The sequence below is a fragment of the Cryobacterium sp. TMT2-17-1 genome (assembly GCF_004402765.1).
In the GTDB taxonomy this organism is placed as follows: Bacteria; Actinomycetota; Actinomycetes; order Actinomycetales; family Microbacteriaceae; genus Cryobacterium; species Cryobacterium sandaracinum.
On record NZ_SOGC01000009.1, the window covers coordinates 1 to 21545 of the forward strand.

19 protein-coding genes and 2 tRNA genes are annotated in these 21545 nt (G+C 66.4%); 3 read left to right on the top strand and 18 right to left on the bottom strand.

The annotated features are described in order from the left end of the window. Nucleotides 1–1133: 1133 nt before the first annotated feature. The 3 genes from E3O47_RS01405 to E3O47_RS01415 form a co-directional block, all read right to left on the bottom strand. Nucleotides 1134–1207, bottom strand: a tRNA-Ile gene (locus E3O47_RS01405). A 99-nt stretch (nt 1208–1306) separates the two neighbouring features. Next, on the bottom strand, nt 1307–2542 hold the full coding sequence (locus E3O47_RS01410; RefSeq protein WP_241980907.1) for a glycosyltransferase: 1236 nt from the start codon (nt 2540–2542) through the stop codon (nt 1307–1309). A 192-nt stretch (nt 2543–2734) separates the two neighbouring features. Beyond that, entirely contained in the window at nt 2735–3649 is a 915-nt protein-coding gene (locus E3O47_RS01415; RefSeq protein ID WP_104099975.1) for a DMT family transporter, read from the bottom strand. Between the two features lie 41 nt (nt 3650–3690). Here E3O47_RS01415 and def point away from each other — a divergent pair, with 41 nt between their 5' ends. Next, nucleotides 3691–4257: a peptide deformylase gene (gene def / locus E3O47_RS01420; protein WP_104099976.1), complete on the top strand. Its 567-nt coding sequence runs from the start codon at nt 3691–3693 to the stop codon at nt 4255–4257. A 40-nt stretch (nt 4258–4297) separates the two neighbouring features. Here the strand turns inward: def and E3O47_RS01425 are convergent, their stop codons facing one another. The 15 genes from E3O47_RS01425 to recO form a co-directional block, all read right to left on the bottom strand. Then, a complete protein-coding gene (locus E3O47_RS01425) occupies nt 4298–5176 on the bottom strand; it encodes an ATP-binding protein (protein WP_134419365.1) in 879 nt (292 codons plus the stop codon). Between the two features lie 88 nt (nt 5177–5264). Then, nucleotides 5265–5337: transfer RNA gene (locus tag E3O47_RS01430), tRNA-Asn, on the bottom strand. Between the two features lie 64 nt (nt 5338–5401). Then, a complete protein-coding gene (locus tag E3O47_RS01435) occupies nt 5402–6409 on the bottom strand; it encodes a D-isomer specific 2-hydroxyacid dehydrogenase family protein (protein WP_104099978.1) in 1008 nt (335 codons plus the stop codon). Beyond that, a complete protein-coding gene (locus E3O47_RS01440) occupies nt 6393–7304 on the bottom strand; it encodes an ATP-binding cassette domain-containing protein (RefSeq protein ID WP_134419366.1) in 912 nt (303 codons plus the stop codon). Before E3O47_RS01440 ends, E3O47_RS01435 begins: the two co-directional genes overlap by 17 nt. Nucleotides 7305–7308: 4 nt before the next feature. Next, the gene (locus tag E3O47_RS01445; RefSeq protein WP_134419367.1) at nt 7309–8997 is read right to left on the bottom strand and encodes an ABC transporter ATP-binding protein; all 1689 of its coding nucleotides are present in this window, start codon (nt 8995–8997) and stop codon (nt 7309–7311) included. Next, nucleotides 8994–10070 (bottom strand): ABC transporter permease, encoded by a 1077-nt coding sequence (locus tag E3O47_RS01450; protein ID WP_134419369.1) that lies wholly within the window; start codon nt 10068–10070, stop codon nt 8994–8996. The genes E3O47_RS01445 and E3O47_RS01450 overlap by 4 nt, the downstream gene beginning before the upstream one ends. 1 nt (nt 10071) lies before the next feature. Beyond that, nucleotides 10072–11151 carry an ABC transporter permease gene (locus tag E3O47_RS01455; RefSeq protein ID WP_233194008.1) on the bottom strand — a complete coding sequence of 360 codons (1080 nt, stop codon included), beginning with the start codon at nt 11149–11151 and terminating at the stop codon, nt 10072–10074. 118 nt (nt 11152–11269) lie between these two features. After that, the gene (locus E3O47_RS01460; RefSeq protein WP_134343379.1) at nt 11270–12907 is read right to left on the bottom strand and encodes an ABC transporter substrate-binding protein; all 1638 of its coding nucleotides are present in this window, start codon (nt 12905–12907) and stop codon (nt 11270–11272) included. 166 nt (nt 12908–13073) lie between these two features. Then, nucleotides 13074–14936 carry a DNA primase gene (gene dnaG, locus E3O47_RS01465; protein ID WP_134415239.1) on the bottom strand — a complete coding sequence of 621 codons (1863 nt, stop codon included), beginning with the start codon at nt 14934–14936 and terminating at the stop codon, nt 13074–13076. A gap of 85 nt (nt 14937–15021) precedes the next feature. Next, nucleotides 15022–16272, bottom strand: a complete 1251-nt coding sequence (locus E3O47_RS01470; protein WP_174721875.1) for a deoxyguanosinetriphosphate triphosphohydrolase — start codon at nt 16270–16272, stop codon at nt 15022–15024. Then, nucleotides 16265–17437: a tRNA dihydrouridine synthase DusB gene (gene dusB, locus E3O47_RS01475; RefSeq protein WP_104099986.1), complete on the bottom strand. Its 1173-nt coding sequence runs from the start codon at nt 17435–17437 to the stop codon at nt 16265–16267. Before dusB ends, E3O47_RS01470 begins: the two co-directional genes overlap by 8 nt. Before the next feature lie 45 nt (nt 17438–17482). After that, nucleotides 17483–17608 (bottom strand): hypothetical protein, encoded by a 126-nt coding sequence (locus tag E3O47_RS16755; RefSeq protein ID WP_255409015.1) that lies wholly within the window; start codon nt 17606–17608, stop codon nt 17483–17485. Then, nucleotides 17605–18264: a DsbA family oxidoreductase gene (locus tag E3O47_RS01480; RefSeq protein WP_134343376.1), complete on the bottom strand. Its 660-nt coding sequence runs from the start codon at nt 18262–18264 to the stop codon at nt 17605–17607. Before E3O47_RS01480 ends, E3O47_RS16755 begins: the two co-directional genes overlap by 4 nt. Nucleotides 18265–18304: 40 nt before the next feature. Continuing rightward, a complete protein-coding gene (locus tag E3O47_RS01485; protein ID WP_104099988.1) occupies nt 18305–19135 on the bottom strand; it encodes an isoprenyl transferase in 831 nt (276 codons plus the stop codon). Then, nucleotides 19132–19854 (bottom strand): DNA repair protein RecO, encoded by a 723-nt coding sequence (gene recO / locus E3O47_RS01490; protein WP_134419370.1) that lies wholly within the window; start codon nt 19852–19854, stop codon nt 19132–19134. Before recO ends, E3O47_RS01485 begins: the two co-directional genes overlap by 4 nt. 78 nt (nt 19855–19932) lie before the next feature. On the opposite strand from recO, the gene E3O47_RS01495 reads away from it, so the two are divergent. After that, the gene (locus E3O47_RS01495) at nt 19933–20631 is read left to right on the top strand and encodes a TRIC cation channel family protein (RefSeq protein ID WP_233191248.1); all 699 of its coding nucleotides are present in this window, start codon (nt 19933–19935) and stop codon (nt 20629–20631) included. Between the two features lie 110 nt (nt 20632–20741). After that, nucleotides 20742–21482: a hypothetical protein gene (locus E3O47_RS01500; RefSeq protein WP_174722126.1), complete on the top strand. Its 741-nt coding sequence runs from the start codon at nt 20742–20744 to the stop codon at nt 21480–21482. The last annotated feature ends 63 nt before the right edge of the window (nt 21483–21545 follow it).

Here is a 21545-nt window from a genome sequence, read left to right on the forward strand (position 1 = left end):
CGAACGCCGCTACTTCTCCGAAGCATCAATGCTCGAGCTGGCCACCATGAACAACCCCATCGAGGTCCTCGACGAGGCGGTGATCCTCCCCGAACTCGCCGCCGCCTAAACTACTGACCTGCATGGTGTCGAGAAATTCCACCACTCAGCGGGACGTGACCCGGCACGGAAACGCTTCCCCGAGCGATTCAGCACCAATCAGGCACCAAAGATCCTGTCCATTCCCGAGACGGCATGGATCAATAAACCAGCCGACAAACCCACCGCGTGCTCGTCGGCTTCCGTGCCTTCGGGCTCTGGTTCGTACGCCGAGCAGCGCACCGCACAGGCTGACGACGCGCAAGTCGAGAACGCGGAGGCGTTGCTTGCCTAGGTCGAGGCGGAGAGGGCAACCATCCCGCAGTTTAGGGGCCAGTTTCCGGGGCTGTACTCCGAAGTGAGCATCAGCGGATCATTGGAGGAATCCACAGGCGACCGCGGGCTGCCGGCTGGAGTTTATTCAGTTGTGTTCTACGAGTACACGTACCTAGAGGCCATGGACTGGTCGTCCACGAAGGACGCTCTCGACGCACAACGATCAACGATCGACGGCCTCTGCAGGACGTCGTTGTTCCCTCCGATGAGGAACGCTGGGATCCCAGGTCCACTCAGCGTCGTCTATTCCTATGAGGATCGAAGAAGCCGGTTTGGGGCGAAGTGGCATCACACTTGAACTGACTACTAGGGCCGGCGTCGAGAACTCCGCCCGGCTGATCATCATCATCGACCGCCCACCGGAATCTGTACTTGCGTGCAGCGCGTGTTCCCAGTGCTCTTGGAGGAACAGATGCGTCCGTTTAGCAGGAGTTCGAGGACGTCGCCGTCTTGCTCTACGATGAATTCGACGATCCGGGAATGAGGTCGTTGTCGCGCAGCCCCGCAGCGGGAACGATCACCGTTCCCGCCTTCCCGTGTTCTACCAGCCAAAAACTCATCAAGAATGAGGCCCGAAAGCAGCTTCTCCAGAGCCTGATTCCGCGGACATCAGTCATTCTTTGGGGATTGAAAAAACGCCCACGAAATGACTTAGGTAGCTGACTTCAAACACGAAATAAACGAAAAAAGAAATATGACCTCTGACCAGCATATTGAAGTAGGGCGGCCGGGACTTGAACCCGGGACCGACGGATTATGAGTCCGCTGCTCTAACCAGCTGAGCTACCGCCCCAATCGACGCAACTGCTCTGACGAGTGTGCGACCGATTCTGTGGTGATCGGGTTGATCACCGGGTTCAACGATACAGGCTCGAAAGGCGGGCTCGCCCGCCTACTCCGCGCCGCGGGCGGCCGCGTCGGAAGTGACCGCGTCGATAACCGGTTCCCCGCGATACAGGCACTCAAACGTGTTCAGGGTGCGGTTGATGTCGTGCACACCGATGAGCCGGAGGGAACTGTTTTTGAGCGCGTTCAGGTCGTCGGGTGCGGCCGTCAGAACTGTCGTGAGCTTGTCGGCGAGGTCCTGAGCGTTTCCGGGCTCGAACAGGTAGCCGTTCTGGCCATCGTGCACGAGGTGTGGGAGCGCCATGGCGTTGGCGGCCACGATCGGCAATCCAGACGCCATCGCCTCCATAGTCGCGATGCTCTGCAACTCCGCGATCGACGGCATCGCGAACACCGTCGAGCGGGTGTAGGCGGTCGCCAGTTCGGCATCCGTCACATAACCCGTGAACGTGACCCGACCACTGAGTCCGAGCGTCTGCGACAGATGTTCGAGGTTGCGCTTCTGGTCGCCGCCACCGACGATCTCCACCTTCACATTGAGGTCGGGCGAGAGCAGGACCACGGCCTGCAGCAGCACGTCGATCTGTTTCTCGCCGGTCACGCGGCCAACGAAAAGGATGCGGTTCTCGGTGCGTGGCGCGAAAGTCGGCGAGTAGTTGTGGGCGTCGATGCCGCATGAGATCGCCAGCACGCCCTCGAGGCCGGTGTAGCGCTCCAGGAACTGGGCGGCTCGCAGGGTCGGTGTGGTGACCGCTTCCGCCCGGCCGTAGGTACGCCTCGCAGCCCGCCAGGCGGCCTTGATGAGGCGATCGTGCAGGCCCTTTGGGACAAGGGTGAATTCCAGCATGTTCTCTGGCATGAAGTGGTTCGTGCCGATGATGCGGATGCCGCGCTTCGCTGCCTCGATCGTGACGGCACGACCCACGTTGATGTGGGACTGGAAATGGACGACATCCGGCTTGACCGTATCAAGGATTTTCCGCGTCTCTCGCGGAATGAACCACGGCAGGGCGTACCGCAGCCAATCGTGCGGGTACCAGCGCCAGCTCTGCAGACGGTGCACGACCATCGGCTGGCCTTCATGCACCTCGGTCCACGTGCCGAACTTGCGTGACGCGGCTGGAGCCATGATGTGCACTTCGTGCCCGCGGCCCACCATCCCGGCGGCAAGACGCTCGGCGAACCGGGCCGCGCCGTTCACGTCGGGGGCAAAGGTGTCCGCCGCGATCAGGATGCGGAGAGGCTTCTTCGCCGGCTCGCGGGGGCACGACTCGCTCGGCAAATCGGTCAAATCTGACAAAAGACAATGTCCCAACGTAAGTGAGCCGGAGTTCGTCATCCGGCGAGAAATCATGTTTTCGACGGCGCGTACGCTGACGAAGTCTTCTAGAACCCTATTCTAATCCGGTGCTGCAACAGCCATACCGGGGGCGGCGCGCCCACGCGGACGCCCAACGGAGTGCTTGGAGCGCCGTCAGTCGTCGGCGAGAGGGTGATACCGGGCCAACAGGAAGACCCCGACGATGGCGACGACACCCGCGACGAGGAAGGCGACAGCCGCCCACGGCGGAGCCTGTTCGATCTCGCCCAGAACGACGATGCCGATGCCGACGGCGATCAGCGGATCGATCACGGTGAGTCCGGCGATGACCAGGTCCGGCGGGCCGGACGCGTAAGCGTTTTGCACGAAGTAGGCGCCGAGCACCGCCGCCAGCAAAAGCCCGATGACGCAGGTCAGGGTCAGCCACTCGAAGTTGCCGTTCTGGGTTCGGTTGATGACGACCTTGGCCAGCGTCGCGACGAACCCGTAGAGCACCCCGGCGCCGACAATGTAGAACATCGCCTTGAACTGGGTACGCAGCTTGAGGAACGCGACGCCGAAGAGGGACAACACGACGCCGAGCACGATCAGGATCGTGATCAGGTTGCCGTCGGTGACTGGTTTGTCCACGGCGGTGAACGCGGCCACTGTGACGAAAAGGGCCACGCCGCCGACGCACATCGCGATCGCGATCTTCGACGCGCGGTTTACGGGGACCCGGGTGATGCGGGAGTTCAGGATGGACGTGATCACGAGGGCGACGGCGCCGAGCGGTTGAACCATGATGATGGGGGCGAAGGCCAGACTGGAGAGCTGGAAAACGATCGCCAGCCCGAGCATTATCGTGCCGAAGACCCAGGAAGGCCGACCGAGCAGCAGCATCAACTGGCGCGGGTTGAGTCCCCCGGTGACCTCAGCCGTTTTGGCCTCGACCTTCGTGACGCCGCGATGCTGGAATTGAGCTCCCAGCGACAGGAATACGGCACCCACCAGAGCGAGTGGAATCCCTATTGCCTGACGTGGATTGATTGCGATTTCCGCAGCCAGGTCGGTCAGGTCGGGGTTCACTCAAACGAGCCTATCGAGAACCGGCCCGTTATCCTTGAAGAATGGCCGTTCGTTCGATAGCAATTTCAGGAGATCCCGTTCTCCACTTCCCCGCCCTTCCCGTCACTGATTTCGACGATGATCTGCATGAACTCGTGCGGGACATGTTCGAGACAATGGATGCCGCGCCCGGCGTCGGTCTGGCGGCGCCGCAGGTGGGAGTGCCGCTCCGGCTCTTCACCTACAACTACCTCGATGACGACGGCCACCTGTGGCGTGGCGCGGCCATCAACCCGGAACTGTGGATCACCCCGGTTCCCTCGGGCGAGGCCGACGAGAACGAGGACGTCGAGGGCTGCCTGTCTTATCCGGGCGAACGCTTCCCGCTGCTACGCTCCCCCTCCGCCAGCCTGCGCGCGGTGGACCTTGAGCAGAAGCCCTTCGAGATTCACGCCGAAGACTGGCTGGCCCGCATCTTCCAGCACGAGTACGACCACCTCGACGGCACCCTGTACGTGGATCGCCTCGAGCACTTCTACGCCAAGATCGCCTTCAAGGTGACCCGCAAGCGTGGCTGGGGCACGCCCGGGCTCAGCTGGATGCCCGGCGTCGACAACCTTGAAGATTGACCAGGTAGGCCCGGCCTGATCCGCTGGCCCGGCGAAAGAATCAGCCGCGGTCGAGGTCCACTCCGTGGATGCCGTTGTGGAAGCGCAATGACGGGAAGATGGCCGTGACCGTGAACCCGACGCCGGGCACGGTCCCGGCGTTGAAGATGCCACCGAACATCGCGGTGCGCTCGCGCATCTGGGTGATGCCTGCCCCGGCTACGTTCGCAGTCAGCGCCTTGAGGTCGTCGTCGATCGTGTACTTCGTGCGCGCGGCGAAGTCGGCGGCGTCGGCACTGTCCCGGCGAGCCACCGCACGGATGCCGTCATCCGCGACCAGCAGCTGCAGCCCGTCCTGAGTCCACGAGATCGTGACCCGAGCCTCCGTGCCTCGTCCTCCATGAGTGAGGGTGTTGGCCAGCGCGCTCTGCAGGATACGGATGACGGCCAGCTCGGCGCCCGGCTTGAGCGGGAACCGCTCGCCTGACTCGGTGAAGACCACGGTGACGCCCGCGTCACGCATGACTCGGAACAGGTCCTTCGCCGACTGCAGGCCCGGCTGGGCGGCGGAGACAGATTCACCCTCGCGCACGATCGTCAGCACGCGGCGCATGTCGGCCAGCGCCACCCGGCCATCGTCGACCAATGCCGTCGCCACCCGCACGGCGCTGGACGGGTCGCTCTCGGCCGTGTAGCGGGCACCTTCGGCACGGGTGATCAGCCGCGCGACGGACAGCACGGCCACGTCCTGAAGATCCCGGATGATGCCGAGCCGGCCCTGTTGTTCGGCAAGAGACAGTTGCAGGTCAATGCGTAGCCGTTCGGCCGCCGTGCGGTCGAAGACCACGCGCCGGGCCCGGACAAGGGTGACCAGCCAGAGGGCGAGCAGCCCGACGACGAGCACGGCCAGAACGGTGCTCACGGTGAGCCAGGACTCCACGGATGCCGCCTTTTCTGCGACCGCGTCGCACGGAAGTGAACGGGATACAAAAAAGGCCACCAGGGGTGGAGCCCTTGGTGGCCTTTCGCTCCCCGACTTGGACTCGAACCAAGAACCTGCGCATTAACAGTGCGCTGCTCTGCCAATTGAGCTATCGAGGAATGTCGCTTGAACAGCTCTGTTACTTTATCAAAAGTTGGTGATCTGCCAAATCGGCGTCAACCGTCAGTAGCCGATTTGAGGGTCAACGACCCCGACGTACCGCCCATCCGCAAGGAAGGCACCCACATTCAGGCGAATCCGCTCGGCCAGGAGCGGGGCGGTCATCTCGGGCGTGTCGGCCGAATGCGGCGTGATCAAGCACCGCGCCTCGGCCCAGAGCGGATGCCCCTGCGGCAACGGCTCCGGATCCGTCACGTCGAGGGCCGCGCCGGCGATGGTTCCTGCGGCCAGCGCTGCCACCAGAGCGTCCGTGTCGACGAGCGGGCCGCGGGCGATGTTGACGAGCACGGTCTCGGGCCGCATCAGCTCGAGTTCGGCCCGGCCGATCAGGTGGCGGGTGCCGCCCGTGAGCGCAGCCGCCACGACGACGACGTCGCTGGTCTGGAGAACGCCGGAGAGGGCGTCCGTCACCACCGTCTGAGCCGCACCGGGCACCGGCTCGGTGCTGCGGCGCACCACTGTGACGTGGGTGCCGAACGGCGCGAGCAGGCGGATCAGCTCACGGGCGATCCCACCAGCGCCGATGATGGTCACGTTGAGGCCGTAGAGCGAGCGCCCCTCGGACAGCGTGCTCCAGCCCTCGGCCCGAGCGCGCTTCGGCAGCACCCGCAACAGCGCCAGGGTGAGAGCCAGGGCGTGTTCGGCGACGGGCTGCGCGTACGCGCCCTTCGCGCTGGTCCAGAGAAGGTCCGGGCGGTCCAGGCCGGCAAGCACCCCACTGAAGGCGTCGACGCCCGCCCAGGGGAGCTGCACCCACCCGATGCCGGGATACGCGTGCAGGGTGGCGCGCAGCTCGTCGGCCCGGCCGTAGTCCAGCCAGATCAGTCCGCGGGTCTCGCCGGAGAGCTCCGTCACGGTTCCCCCGGCAGCCTCGACCGCCCGGGAGAAGGCCGGTTCCGGCCGCGGCAGGATGGTGATCGGACCGGGGGCCGGTCGTCGGTGCGCCGGAAGGGGCGTGACCTCGTCGGTGAGAACGGCCTGGTGTTGCACGGATTCAGTTTTCGATGACATGTTCGTCGGATTCACTCTCGTAATCGTAGTTGTCGTCGTCGTTCTCCTCGTCCGGCGCCTCCCCCATCAGAGCCGCAGCCAGGCCGGCGACATACGGATGCCACGGGTCGTCGAACACCTCGTCGATCGTGCCCAGCCCCACCAGCACGCCCTGGTGCAGCACGGCGATTCGGTCTGCGACCCGGCGAAGCACGCTGAGATCGGAACTGATCACCAGCGCCGAGAAGGCCCGCTCGCGCTGCAGCTCGCCGATCAGGTCGACCACGGCGTCGCGGACGGTGGCATCGACGCCGGCCGTCGGCTCGTCCGCGATCAGGACCGACGGCCCGAATACCAGCGCCCGAGCCAGCGCCACCCGCTGACGCTGACCATTGCTCAGCTCGTAGGGGAATTTGGTGAGCACCGACAACGGAAGCCGCACCGCGTCGACCATGGTCGCCACTTGCTCGTCGAGGATGTGCCGGTCGTAGCGCCGGTCTCGGTCGAGCACGGGCTCGGCCACGATCTCCGCCACCGTCAGAGTCGAGGGCAGCGTGTCGGCGGCATCCTGGGCGAGGTGCCCCACCCCGAAGGTGAGCCGGGCCAGCTTGCGCCGACGGATGCCGCGGAGCCGGTACCCGAGCACCGTCGCCTCTCCCCCGGTGATCTCTGGTCGAACGTCGCCGGTGCCTCCGCCGCCGTGGCTGAACGCGGCGCCCGACAGAACCCGGGCCAGCGTGCTCTTGCCCGAACCGCTCTGCCCGAGAAGTCCGAGCACCTCGCCGGCCCCGACCCGCACGGTAAGGCCACGCACGGCCGTGAATGCGCCGCTGGCACCGTGGGGCGGGTACTCGACCGTCAGGTCACTGGTGGAGATCGGACTGGTCGGACTTGTCGGTGCGGCGCCGCGGATCATGTGTCTATCCTGCCTCACGCAGCCGGCGCAGTCCCTCCCGGCGCAGGGCCTGCTCGGCCGGGTCCGGCACGGGCAAGGAGGCCAGGAGCCGCTGGGTGTAGGGATCCTTGGGTGCACCGAGAACCTCGGCGCTGGTGCCCTCCTCGACCAGTTTTCCTCGGTACAGCACCGCGATCCGGTCCGCAACGAGGTCGACGACAGCCAGGTCATGACTGATGAACAGCGCGGCAAAGCCGAACTCCCGCTGGAGTTCGGCGAACAGCTCCAGCACCCGCGCCTGCACGGAGACGTCGAGAGCGCTGGTGGGCTCGTCGGCGATCAGCAGTGGCGGCTCCAGGGCGAGCGCCCGCGCCAGGCTCGCGCGCTGGCGCTGGCCGCCGCTCAGCTCGTGCGGGTAACGGTCGCCGTGGGCACGCGGCAGCTGCACGGCCTCGAGGAGCTCGTTGACCCGCGGGCGAGCGTGGGCGGCGTTCTTCGCCCGACCGTGCACCACCAGCGGTTCAGCGACGCAGTCGGCGATGGTCAGCAGCGGGTTGAAACTCGACGCCGGGTCTTGGAAGACGAACCCGATGTCGCTGCGGAACTTCCGGAACGCACGCTCCTTGAACCCGTTCATCTCGTGGCCCATCACGGTCAGAGAGCCACCGGTCACCCGGGTCAGGCCGGCGATGGCCCGCCCGATCGTGGTCTTGCCAGAACCGCTCTCCCCCACCAGACCGAGAACCTCACCGGGCCGGATCAGGAAGCTCACGCCGTCGACGGCGGTGAAACCGGACCGGCCGAGCCGGCCGGGGTATTCGATTCGGAGCTGGTCGGCGACAACGACCGGCGCCTGCTGCTCCCAGTCGGCCGCGCGGGCCGTGGCACGGGCGGCGGCGTGCACGACCCCCTGGCCCACGTGAGGCACGGCGGCGAGCAGCTTCTTCGTGTAGTCGTTCTGCGGCGAGCGGAAGAGGGTTTGGGCATCCGCCTCTTCGACGACCTTGCCCTGGTACATCACCGCAACCCGGTCGGCGAGGTCTGCGACCACGCCCATGTTGTGGGTGATGAGCACGATCGCCGTGCCGAATTCATCGCGGCAGCGGCGCAGTAAGTCCAGGATCTCGGCCTGCACGGTCACGTCGAGCGCCGTGGTCGGCTCGTCGGCGACGATCAGGCCGGGGTCGAGCACCAGGGCCATGGCGATCACGACGCGCTGCTTCTGGCCGCCGGAGAACTGGTGCGGGTAGTAGTCGACGCGGGTTTCCGCGTCGGGGATACCGACCCGCCCGAGGATCTCGATGGCCTTCTTGCGGGCTTCCTTGCGACTGAACTGGCCGTGCGCGCGGATGCCCTCCATGATTTGCCAACCCACCGTGAAGACGGGGTTCAGCGCGGTCGAGGGTTCTTGGAACACCATGGAGACGTCGGTGCCGCGAACCTGCCGCAGCTGGGCTGTGCTGAGCGCGATGACGTTGCTCTCGCTCGAGCCGTCCTTGCTGCTGAGGATGACGGCCCCGGAGGCGGTCGCCGTCTCCGGCAGCAGCCCGAGGATGGTCTTGGCGGTGACGGTCTTGCCGCTCCCGCTCTCGCCGACGATGGCCAGGACCTCGCCGGGAGCGACCCGCAGGGTGACGCCGTCAACGGCCCGAACGGCTCCGGCGTCGGTCGCGAACGAAATGCCCAGATCGGTGATGGTGAGCACGTCGGTCATGGTCGCTCCTCGAGTCCTTCGGTGGGATGGGTTGCGGTGCCTTCCAGTCCGCCGAGCCCGCCGGGGCCGGCGACGAGGGTGCCACCGGGAACGACCGAGGTCTGCGCGACGATCCCGGCCGACTGGCCGACTGCGCGGCGTCCGCGCAGGCGGGGATCGGCCAGGTCGTTGAGGCTTTCGCCGACCAGCGTAATGCCGAGCACGACGAGCACGATGGCCAGGCCGGGGAACAGTGACGTCCACCAGATGCCGCTGGTGACGTCCGAGAGGGCCTTGTTGAGGTCGTAGCCCCACTCGGAGGCGGCCGTCGGTTCAATGCCGAACCCGAGAAAGCCGAGGCCCGCGAGGGTCAGGATGGCCTCCGACGAGTTCAGGGTGAAGATCAGCGGAAGGGTGCGGGTGGCATTGCGGAACACGTGCCGGAACATGATCCGGCCGCTGCCGGCACCCAGCACGCGTGCGGATTCCACGTAGGCCTCCGCCTTGATCCGCACCGTTTCGGCGCGGATCACTCGGAAGTACTGCGGGATGAAGACCACGGTGATCGAGATCGCCGCCGCCAGCACACCGCCGATCAGGTTGGACTTGCCCCCGGAGATGACGATCGACATCACGATGGCGAGAAGCAGCGATGGGAACGCGTAGACGGCGTCGGAGACGACCACCAGGATCCGGTCGAGCCAGCCGCCGAAATAGCCCGACACCAGTCCGAGGAACACCCCGGCGAAGATCGACAGCAGGACGGCCACAATGATCACGAACAGGGCGGTCTGGGCACCCCACAGCACCCGGGAGAGCACGTCGTAGCCGCTGACGGTGGTGCCCAGCGGATGCGCGCCCCCGGGCGGCTGCTGGGCTCCGAAGGCGCCGTCGGCGTCGCGCAGTTGGCTGAAGCCGTAGGGCGCGAGCACGGGGGCGAAAATGGCGGTCAGCACAAAGAGAGTGGTGATCACCAGGCCGGCGACCAGCATCCCGCGCTGGAGTCCGATGCTCTGCCTGAGCTGGTGCACGACGGGGAGGCGGGACCAGACGCTGCGCTTCTGCCGGGCGGAGATCACGGTGGCGTCACTCATCTCAGTACCTCACTCTCGGGTCGATCAGTGCGGCGATGATATCGACGACGAAGTTGGAGAGGGCGACGATCACGGCGAGCAGGGCGACGATCCCCTGCACGGCCACGAAGTCCCGGGCCTTGAGGAACTCGGAGAGCATGAAGCCCAGGCCCTTCCATTCGAAGGTGGTCTCGGTCAGCACGGCGCCGCCGAGCAGCAGGGCGATCTGGAGGCCGATCACGGTGATGATCGGGATCAGGGCCGGCCGGTAGGCGTGCTTCCGCACCAGGCGGAACTCGCTCACCCCACGCGAGCGAGCGGCGTCGACGTAATCGGTGCCGAGGGTTCCGATCACGTTGGTGCGCACGAGGCGGAGGAAGACCCCCGCAGTGAGCAGCCCGAGCGTCAGCGCGGGGAGCACGGCATGCTCGAGAACGTCCCCGAGCACGGTCGGGTCCCCGGTCAGGATGGCGTCGATCGTGTACAGGCCGGTCTGGTTCGGCAACAGCTGCATCTGCAGCTCGGAACCGGTCGAGGCCCGCCCGGAGACGGGAAGCACGTCGAGGTAGACGGCGAAGACGAGTTTGAACAACAGCCCGGAGAAGAACACCGGCGTGGCGTAGCAGAGGATCGCGAAAACCCGGAGGAAGGCGTCCGCGGATTTGTCCCGCCAATAGGCGGCGACCATGCCCAGGGGAATCCCGACGATGAACGCGACGACGAGGGCGTAGAACACGAGCTCGAACGTGGCCAGCCCATAGGTGACCAGGATCTCGGAGACGGGACGGTTGGTGCTGATGGTCGTGCCGAAGTTGCCGGTGAACACCTGGCCCAGGTACTCGATGTACTGCACGAAGATGGGCCGGTCGTAGCCGGCGGCCTGGATGCGCTCGGCCAGCTGTTCGGGCCCGAGACGCCCGCCGAGAGCGGCCGTGATCGGGTCACCGGTCGTGCGCATCAGCCAGAAGACCATGGACACGAGGATGAAGATGGTGGGAAAGATCAGCAGAAAACGGATCAGGATGTACCGGCCGATCCCGCCGTCAGTTGCGGGACGTTTCTTGCGTCCCGTCGCGCGGGGCGACGGGGGGCGCGTGGTCACAGTGGTCATTCCTGCCTAACGATAGGACTGTGCGATTAGAACGTGACGGGGGCACCCAGCGCGCAAGCGGCTGGATGCCCCCGGGTTTCAAATTAGAAAATGCTAACCGGTTGACGAACTAACCTTTGACCAGTGCCGCGTAACGGAACTTGAACGACGCGTCGAGCGTGTCGCTGGTTCCGGTCACATCGGGGCCGGTGACGGCAACCTGGGCGCCCTGGAGCAGCGGCACGGTCGACAGCTGCGCGGCGACCTTGTCCTGGATCTCCTCGATCAGCTTCGTGCGCTCGGCGGGATCGGCGGTGACGGCCTGCTTCAGGATCAGGGCGTCGACCACCGTGTCGCTGTAGTGGTTCTTGAGGAAGCCGCCTTCGAGGAAGAACGGGGTCAGGTAGTTGTCGGCGTCAGAGTAGTCCGGGAACCAACCGAGCTGGTAGATGGGGTAGACATCCGTCGTGCGGTCCTTCGAGTACTGAACCCACTCGGTGGTCTGCAGGTCGACGGTGAAGAGGCCCGAGGCTTCCAGCTGGTCTTTGACCAGGGCGTACTCGTCGCCGGACGACGGGCCGTAGTGGTCGTTACTGTACTGGAGGTTGAGCTTTACCGGACCGGTCACGCCGGCGGCCTTGAGGGTTGCCGCGGCCTTGTCGACGTCGGGGGCACCCTCACCGTCGCCGTAGAGGCCCTTGAGGGACTCGGTGGCACCGGTCAGTCCGGCGGGAACGTAGGAGTACACCGGGGTGTACGTGCCCTTGTAGACCTGCTCGGCGATTTCGTCGCGGTCGACCAGGTCGGCCACGGCCTGGCGCACGGCAAGGGCCTTGGCCGGGTCGGCCTCGGCGGTCTTGGCGCCGAACGGCTGGGTGTCGAAGTTGAAGACGATGTAGCGGAGTTCGCCGCCGGGTCCGTCGACGACCTTGACCTTATCGTTGCCGCGCAGGTCCTCGATGTCGGTGGCCGACAGGCTACGGAACGCCACGTCGATATCACCCTGCTGCACTTCGAGCTTCAGATTGGAGGCGTCGGCGTAGTACTTCACGTTGACGACGTCGGTCTTGGCCGCGCCCAGGAGACCCTCGTAGTCCGGGTTGGCCTTGTAGCCGACCAGGTTGTTGAAGTCGTAGCTGGTGATGACGTACTGGCCGGCGAACGCGTTGGCGTCGACGATGTCCTGGTCCGGCGTGAGCTTCGTGGCCGAGAAGGTGTCCTCGTCGACGATGGGGCCAGCCGGGCTGGACAGGATCTGCGGGAAGATCTGGTCGTCCGCCTGCTTGAGGGTGAAGACAACCGTGGTGTCATCGGGGGCCGCGACGCTGTCCAGGTTGTAGAGCAGCGAGGAGGGGCCGTTGTCGTCCGCGATCGCCAGCTGGCGGTCGAAGGTGAACTTGACGTCGGAGGAGGTGAGTTCGTTGCCGTTGGCCCACTTCAGACCGGGCTTGAGGGTGACCGTGTACTCGTTGGGGCTGGTGAACGCGGCGGCCGTGGCGATGTCGGGCTCGACGTCCGGACTGCCGTAGGGCGTGTTCATCAAGAATGGGAAGACCTGGTTCTGCACCGCGAACGAGCCGTTGTCGTAGGAACCGGCCGGGTCGAGCGACGTGATCTTGTCGGTCGTGCCGATCGTGATGGCTTCGCCACCCGAGCTGGTCTCGTCGTCGGTTCCGCCGGCGGAGCAGCCCGCCAGGGTCAACGCGGCGACCGCGACAACCGCGGCGGCACTGAGCCCTCTCGCGCGTGAAGTGGATGAGAATGCCATAGCCGTGAGCCTCTTCCTCTAGAAAACCGATGCCGGGCGCAGGAATCGTGCACGGCCAGCATTGCTGTAGGAAAAGAAATAGCACAGAATGCGCGGTGTCCCGGCGCAATACGATGCATCTTTATCGAGCTGCAACCAAGGAGGAGCCGGGCGAGACGAGCCCGGTCTAATCCTCCCGGAGGTTGCGGCGCTCGGCCTCGACTCGCACCAGCTCCCGCTGGAGTGCCACATAGACGTCGCGATTGGTCGCATCCGCGCGCTGGAGCCGACCGAGCAGTTCGGCTTTCTGGCGAAGCAGGTCCCGGTCGATCAGGGCCACGGTGATGTCGCGCACGTAGCGGCCGATTTCGCGTTCGGACCGTTCGGGCAGGGAAGCCATCGCCAACTCCTTGACCAGGTTTTCCAGCGTGGCCGGGACCTCGGCGACGATGCGGTCGAGCCAGTCGACGGCGTCGTGGTGGGGCGCGGTGGCCGCGATGGCGTCGCGCACCACTGCCAGGGAGGTGTTCACGAAGTTCGTGGCCGCGGCGCGCTGGATCAGATCCACCCCGACGACGGTAGGGCGCTGCAGCATGGCCATCAGGCCGTCGCGTTCCAGCCGGGTGACGGGGTCGGTCGCCAGGTCGATCATGGAGAACGGCTGCTCCCGGGGCACCGGCTCGTTCTCCCCCGGCCGAGCTCCCGGAGTGGCCGTACCGATGCTCCGGGAGCGCGACAGGGCGGCGGAGACGGCCTTGCCGACCTCGCCGAGCTCCATGCCGAGCATGCGCGCCAGCTCGTGCGTGTAACCGGGTCGCAGGGTCGGGTCACGGATGTCGCCGACGATCGGCGCCGCGGCGCGAAGCGCGGCGACGCGACCCTCCACCGTGTCGAGGTTGTATTGGCCGAGCAACTGCCGGATCATGAATTCGAACATGGGCTTTTTCGAGTCGATCAGTCGGCGCACGGCGTCATCGCCGCGGTGCAGTCGCAGGTCGCACGGGTCCAGTCCCTCGGGCGCGACGGCCACGTACGTCTGGGCGGAGAAACGCTGCTCCTCGCTGAATGCGCGCACGGCGGCCTTCTGGCCGGCGGCATCCGGATCGAACGTGAACACGACCTCGCCGACCCCGCTGTCGTCGCCGAGCACGCGACGCAGCACCTTGATGTGATCGACCCCGAAGGATGTGCCGCAGGTGGCGACCGCGGTCGTCACCCCGGCAAGGTGGCAGGCCATGACGTCGGTGTATCCCTCCACGACGACGACCTGGTGGCCTCGGGAAATGTCGCGTTTGGCGAGGTCAAGCCCGTAGAGCACCTGGGACTTGTGGTAGATCGGCGTTTCGGGGGTATTCAGATATTTGGGTCCCTTGTCGTCGTCGAGGAGCCGACGCGCCCCGAAGCCGATGGTCTGCCCGGTGATGTCCCGGATCGGCCAGACCAGGCGGCCGCGGAACCGGTCGTACACGCCGCGGTCGCCGCTGGAAACGAGACCGGACAGCGTGAGTTCCTCGGTGGAGAACCCCCTGGCGCGCAGGTGGTTGGTGAGCTCGTCCCAGCTTTTCGGGGCGAAGCCGACCCCGAACCGGGCGGCCGCGAGGGAGTCGAAGCCGCGTTCGCCGAGGAAGGTACGCCCGACCAGGGCGCCGGGGCTGCCGAGGCGTTCCACGAAGAAGTCGGCCGCGGCCTGGTTGGCGGCGTACAGGCGGGCCCGATTGGTGTGGTCGGGAGCCTCGCCGGCGCCGCCCTCGTAGTGCAACTCGATACCGACCCGGCCGGCGAGCCGTTCGACGGCCTCACTGAAACTGACGTGGTCCATTTTCTGCAGAAAGGAGTAGACGTCGCCGCTCTCGCCGCAACCGAAGCAGTGGTAGAAACCGACCTGTGGGCGCACGTGGAAGCTTGGGCTGCGCTCGTCGTGAAAGGGGCACAGCCCCTTCATCGATCCCACGCCGGCGGACTTGAGACTCACGTAGTCGCCGACGATGTCGGCGATGTTGGTGCGGGACTTGACCTCTTCGATGTCGTTTTGTCGAATCAGGCCTGCCATAGCTGAATGTTAGTCCTGCCCGTGTCGGTGTTCGGTGTAGTGTCGTCGTTCTGTGCGGTGCTGTCCGTGCTGTTGTTCGCGCGGGTCAGTGCTTTACCAGGCGTTCGTACCAGGCCAGCGCGGACTGGTCGGTAAGGCTGGCGACCTGGTCGACGACGACGCGTTTGCGGGCTGCGGCGTCGGCGGCTGCGTGCCAGTCCTCCCGGTATCCCGCGTCGAGGTGTTCGTCCCCCGTCGCGTGCAGCGTGCGCGCCAACAGGGTGAGCACCTGCCTCTGCTCCACATAGATGGGCTTGCGGGTCTGTCGCGTCATCACGAAGGTCGCCACGATGCCCTTGAGCACGGCGATCTCCGCCTCGACCTCCCGCGGCACGACCACGTGGGCGCCGAACCGAATCAGGTCGCCCCCCGGGTTGGCGTCGCGGGTGGCGCGCACGGCGGCACCGCTGAAGCGGCCGATCAGCTGGCTGGTCAAGTTCTTCAGCAGGCCTTGGTCGCGGCGGCTGCCCGACCAGGTCTCAAGCCAGGCGTTGAGCGAGTCCAGCCGGTCGAAGGCGTCGGCCAGGTCCTCCTCGGAGAGACCATCGCCGGTCCACTCGGTCATCGTGGCCAGAAGCGACTCGTGGTTGGTCCGGCTGCCGAGCTGGCCGACGTCGATGTAGCCGTTGACGACGGCGTCCTCGAAGTCGTGCACGGAATACGCGATGTCGTCGGAGAGGTCCATCACCTGCGCCTCGATGCAGCGCCGGCGCTCCGCGGCGCCGGAGCGCATCCACTCGAAGGCCTCCCTGTCGTCCGGGTAGAAGCCGTACTTGGCGCGGCCGCTCGGATCGGCGACCGACGAGTCGGCCGGCCAAGGATATTTGCAGCTCGCGTCGAGGCTCGCCCGGGTGAGATTGAGCCCATAGCTGCGGCCGTGACGGCCGAAGACCTTGGGTTCGAGTCGGGTGAGCAGGCGGAGCGTCTGCGCGTTACCCTCGAAGCCGCCGATGTCTGCGGACCAGGTGTTGAGGGCCTTCTCGCCGTTGTGGCCGAAGGGCGGATGGCCGATGTCGTGCGCCAGGCAGGCGGTGTCGACGATGTCCGGGTCGAGGCCCAGCCGCAGAGCGAGTTCGCGCCCGACCTGGGCGACCTCGAGAGAATGGGTGAGTCGGTTGCGCGCGAAATCGAGACCGGCGGCCGGGCTCAGCACCTGGGTCTTCGCGGCCAACCGGCGCAGAGCGCTCGAGTGCAAAAGCCGGGCCCGGTCGCGAGCGAAATCGCTGCGCCTGGAGCCGTGCTCCTCAGGCAGCCAGCGTTCCTCGTCGTGCCTGCTGTATCCGGTCTCATTAGCCACCGCTTGTGTCCCCTTCACCTTCGGTCAGATTGGCGCGCTCCGCCGACACCAGCTCCTGGGAGTCGAGCCAGTGTTCAGGAAGTGAGGTTTTCTTCGGGCTGCCGGCCCGACCACGGGGCCCCTCGGCGCCCTCGCCGGGGTAGTCCTGATCGCCGTCGAGGGTGCCCAGCAGATCGTCGAGCTGCGCGAGCGAGACGACCGAGGCCAGGCTCGCCCGCAGGTCGCCGCCGACCGGGTAGCCCTTGAAATACCAGGCCACATGCTTGCGGATGTCCCGGCAGGCTCGCTCCTCGCTCTCGAAGAATTCGGTCAAGAGCACCGCGTGGCGGCGGAAGGCGTCGGCGACCTGGCCCAGGTTGGGCTGGATCCTGGCAGCCGCCGCGCCGAACTCGCCGCCGCGGAAAGCCGCGGCGAGGTCACCAAACAGCCAGGGGCGGCCCAGGCAGCCACGCCCGACGACGACGCCGTCACAGCCGGTCTCCGCGACCATGCGCAGGGCGTCCTCGGCGGACCAGATGTCACCGTTGCCGAGCACGGGCACGCTGGTGACGGTTTTCTTGAGGGTCGCGATGGCGGACCAGTCGGCCTGGCCGGAGTAGTACTCGGCGGCCGTGCGGGCATGCAGGGCGATGGCCGCGACACCGGCGCCCTCGGCCGCCTTGCCGGCCTCCAGATAGGTCAGATGATCGGAGTCGATGCCCTTGCGCATCTTGACGGTAACCGGCACGTCACCGGCCGCGGTGACGGCACCCTCGACGATCTGACGGAAGAGCCCGAGCTTCCAGGGCAGGGCGGCGCCGCCGCCCTTGCGGGTGACCTTGGGAACCGGGCAGCCGAAGTTGAGGTCGATGTGGTCGGCCCGGTCCTCGGCCACAAGCAGGGTGACCGCCTCGGCGACGGTCTTCGGGTCTACGCCGTACAGCTGGATTGAGCGGGTCTTTTCGCTCTCGTGATGGTTGATCAGTCGCATCGACTCCGGCGTGCGTTCGACCAGCGCACGGGAGGTTATCATCTCGCTGACATAGAGGCCTGCGCCGTATTCACGGCACAGACGACGAAACGCCGTGTTGGTAATCCCTGCCATGGGCGCGAGAACGACGGGCACGTCGAGCGTGAGCGGGCCGATCGTGAGGTTCGCCGGGCTGGTCTGGGTTACGGAAGTCATCCGTTCAATTCTCCCCCACGCCGGGACGCCTACCTGACGACCCGGCTAGACGCCGCAGGAGCCGCCGCCGCAGCATCCGCCGGCCGCGGCTTGGCCGAGAAGTTCGATCGTGGGAACGGACGCGGCCTCGGCGGGGGCGACCGGGGCGGTGGTATCTGGTGCGTCGCTCATTTGTTCTTCTCCTCGGATTTTTCGGTGTGCGCCTGGCGGAGGGCCTGGGCGAAGGTGTCGGGGTCCTGGGCGCCGGAGATCCCGTATTTGCCGTCGATGACGAAGAAGGGCACCCCCTGGATGCCGTAGGCGTTGGCCTGAGCGACGTCGGCCTTGACATCCGCGAGGAAGTCGTGGGCGGTCAGGGCGCGGATGACGTCGTCACGGTCCAGGCCGATTTCGGCGGCGAGGTCTGCGAGATCGGCGATCCGGCCGACGTGGCGGCCGTCGACGAAGTAGGCCTTAAGCAGTCGTTCTTTCATGTCGAGCTGGCGGCCGTGCGCCTTCGCGTAGTGCAGCAGCTCGTGCGAGATGACAGTGTTGGTCTGATGCACGGAGTCGTAGTCGTAGTGCAGCCCGACGCTCTCGGCAATGCCGGTGACGCGCTCGAGCATCTGCTCGACCTCGGCGACCGGCAGGCCCTTGCGCTGACTGAGGTAGTCGACGGGGCTGCCATCGAAGTCGACCGGGGTATCCGGGGCGAGTTCAAAGCTGTGATACTCAACCTCGACGTTCCCGTCGAACAGGGCCGCCCCGGCCTCGAACTTGCGCTTTCCGATGTAGCACCAGGGGCACTGAACGTCGGACCAGATGTCTACTTTAATGGCTTCACTCACTGTGAGGTCAACCGATGGAGCCCCACGTTGTATTCCCGGCCTAGACGGTCGGCGCGTCCACGGCGCCGCCGTAGCGGCGGTTACGGGCCGCGTAGAGCTCGATCGCCCGCCACAGGTCCCCACGGCCGAAGTCCGGCCAGAGGGTGTCCAAAAACACCATCTCCGCGTAGGCGCTCTGCCAGAGCAGAAAGTTGCTGGTGCGCTGCTCCCCCGAACTGCGCAGGAACAGGTCCACGTCGGGGAGGTCCGCGGTGTACAGGTACCGCTGGATCGACTTCTCGGTGATCCCGGCGGGCTTCAACCTGCCTGCGGCCACGTCCTCAGCCAAGGCGCGCACGGCATCCGCGATCTCGGTGCGCCCGCCGTAGTTCACGCACATGGTGAGGGTGAGCACGTCGTTCCCGGTGGTCAGCCGTTCGGCGAACTGCAGTTCCTTGATGACGGATGCCCACAGCCGGGGCTTGCGTCCGGCCCACCGCACGCGCACCCCCCATTCGTTGAGCTGATCGCGCCGGCGGTGCAGGACGTCCCGGTTGAATCCCATCAGGAAGCGAACCTCGTCGGGTGACCGCTTCCAGTTCTCGGTGGAGAACGCGTAGACGCTCAGGTGTTTGACGCCGATCTGGATGGCCCCGGCGACGACGTCGAGAAGCGCGGCCTCCCCCGCCTTGTGGCCTTCCACCCGAGGCAGCCCGCGCGCGTTCGCCCACCGGCCGTTGCCGTCCATCACGACCGCCACGTGCTCGGGAACGGCCTGCTTCGGCAGGGCGGGCGGGTACAGGCCCGTCCAGTCCAAGGGTTTGAACGGCACCGCATCCTTGTGGGTCAGGGGCTTCTGGCCGAAGGGATTGAGGAAGGGCGCAGGTGTCATCGACTCACGTGTTCCAACGATCGAAGGCCGCGCCCGAGGTGCCACTGCGTGTAGGCGGCGACAACCCCGGTGGCCTGGGCTCTGGTCTGGGGAGGGGTGGATTTGGTGTGCTCCCAGTCGCCGGTCAGGAGGGAGCCGAGCAGGGTGATGGTGGCCGGATCGAGCCTCGGCGAACCAGGGGCTGCGCAATCGTCGCAGACGATCCCGCCAGCCTGCACAACCATCGCTGAGTGGGCTCCCCGGGCTCCGCACCGTGCGCAGTCCTGGAAACTGGGTGCCCAGCCGGCCATCGACAGTGCTCGGAGCAGATAGGAGTCGAGGGTAAGGCCGGCGCCGTGCTCACGGCGGGAGAGCGACCGGAGGGCACCCACGAGCAGCAGGTACTGCTGCAGCGAACCCTCCGCCTCGGTGAGCTTGTCGGCGGTTTCGACCATGGCGCTGGCCGCCGTGTAGCTCGGGTAGTCGGCCGTGATCAGGGCTCCGTAAGTAGCAATGGACTCCGCCTGCGTGATGACGTCGAGGCTCCGCCCCTCCCAAAGCTGCACGTCGGCGACCATGAACGGTTCGAGCCGGGCCCCGAATTTCGACGCGGTGCGGCGCACACCCTTGGCTACCGCGCGCACCTTCCCGTGCTGGCGCGTGAGCATGGTGACGATGCGGTCGGCTTCGCCCAGTTTCTGGGTGCGCAGCACGACGACATCATCACGGTAGACAGGCACCCCTGAATTCTCCCACCTGGCGGGAGCGCGGGGTCGTCAAGCGCGCCGATACCCACCGTTTCAGTGGTTTCATTAGGGGTGCCCTCCACCTCATTCTTCATCCCGCTCTGGCTCGACCTCACGGCCGTGGCCATCGGAGCCGTGCAGGGCGCCATGTTCGCCGGTCGCTTCACCGACCGCCGCTTCGACCTGCTCGGCATCGCGCTGATCGGCGTCACCGTGGGGCTCGGCGGCGGTTTGCTCCGCGATATCCTGCTGGGCGGCGTGCCGGCCGCGCTGCAGAGTAACTGGTACCTGCCGGTGTGCGCGGGGGCGGCTCTGCTCGGCATGCTGCTGCAGAGCCTGTTCAACCGGCTCGGCCCGTTCATCATCGCCCTCGACGCCGTGACCATCGGGCTGTTCGGCGCCCTCGGCACGAGCAAGGCACTCGCCGTCGGCCTGCCGGAGATCCCCGCCCTGTTCGTCGGGGTCGTCACGGCGGTGGGTGGGTCGGCCCTGCGGGACATGATGCTGAACGTGCCGATCGCCGTGATGCACGTCGGCTCGTTCTACGCCGTCGCGGCCGGGGTCGGCAGCGGCCTGCTCGTGGTGCTCTTCATGCTGCAGGTGCCCATCACCATCGCCGGGATCGCCTGCGTCGTGGTGACGACGGTCATCCGGATCCTCGCCGCGCGGTACGGCTGGAGCCTGCCGCAGCAGCGCGCGATCGGCAGTTGGCCCCGGTGGCGGCGCGACAATATCGTCGCCTTCCGGCGGCGCAGGAACCGCGGCGCCTGAGGCCCCGAACGGGCCCGAAACTGGTACACAAACGACGGATTCCGCTCTCGCCTTTCATTGCGTCCCGGGTCAGACTGGTAAGAAGATCTCACGTCGTTTGGAGGAACCTCATGAACATGATGAAGGGCAACGTGCCCGATTCGATGCCGGATTTGATGCCGGTCCTGTCCCGAGGCAAGCACAGAAACCCACGTTCCGGCGCCTGTTTCATGGAGTTCGCCTCCTATCTCGCCGGAGTGGCCTGGAGTGACCACCCTGCCTGCACTCATCCGTTACTCGCCTCCGTCGCTCGGATGGTGAACGACTGCACGTCGGACACCGCCCGGGCCCGGCTGGTCCCGCTGATCCCGTCGGTGATCGGTCTGCGCGGGGACAACGCACGGGTGCGCCTGCTGATCGCTCTGCGGGCGGCCACATCCGCGCTCCCGATCACGAGTGCAGACCACCAACGGGCCCTTGCCGTGGGGATCCTCAACTGCGAACGGTACCTGACCGAGGCCAACGGCACCATTCCCGACGACGTCGCCCTGCGCATCCGCAATTCGTTTGACGCGGCACCGGCGACCGAACGGTGGGCGCGAGACTTCATCGCCTCGATGGGATCCTGGTCTCGGAGCAAGTTCACGGACCGCACGGCGGAGACCATCATCCGGGTGTCCGTGCAGGGCATCGCGGAAGCGTGCGTTCCCGACCCGGACGGCCAGCTCTACGACCTGCTCGCCGGCGCGATCGACGACTGCACGATGGTGCTGACCCCTGCGCCCAAGGCACGACCGGCCAGGGCGACTGCCGACCCGACTCACGTCGCTCCGACGCACCGGGCGAAGACGAAGGACACGGCGCGGGTCTAGAGCCGGACTGACAGCACGCAGCCGAGAACCATCGCTCCGGCCGAGCGCCTCCCCCGGGGAAGG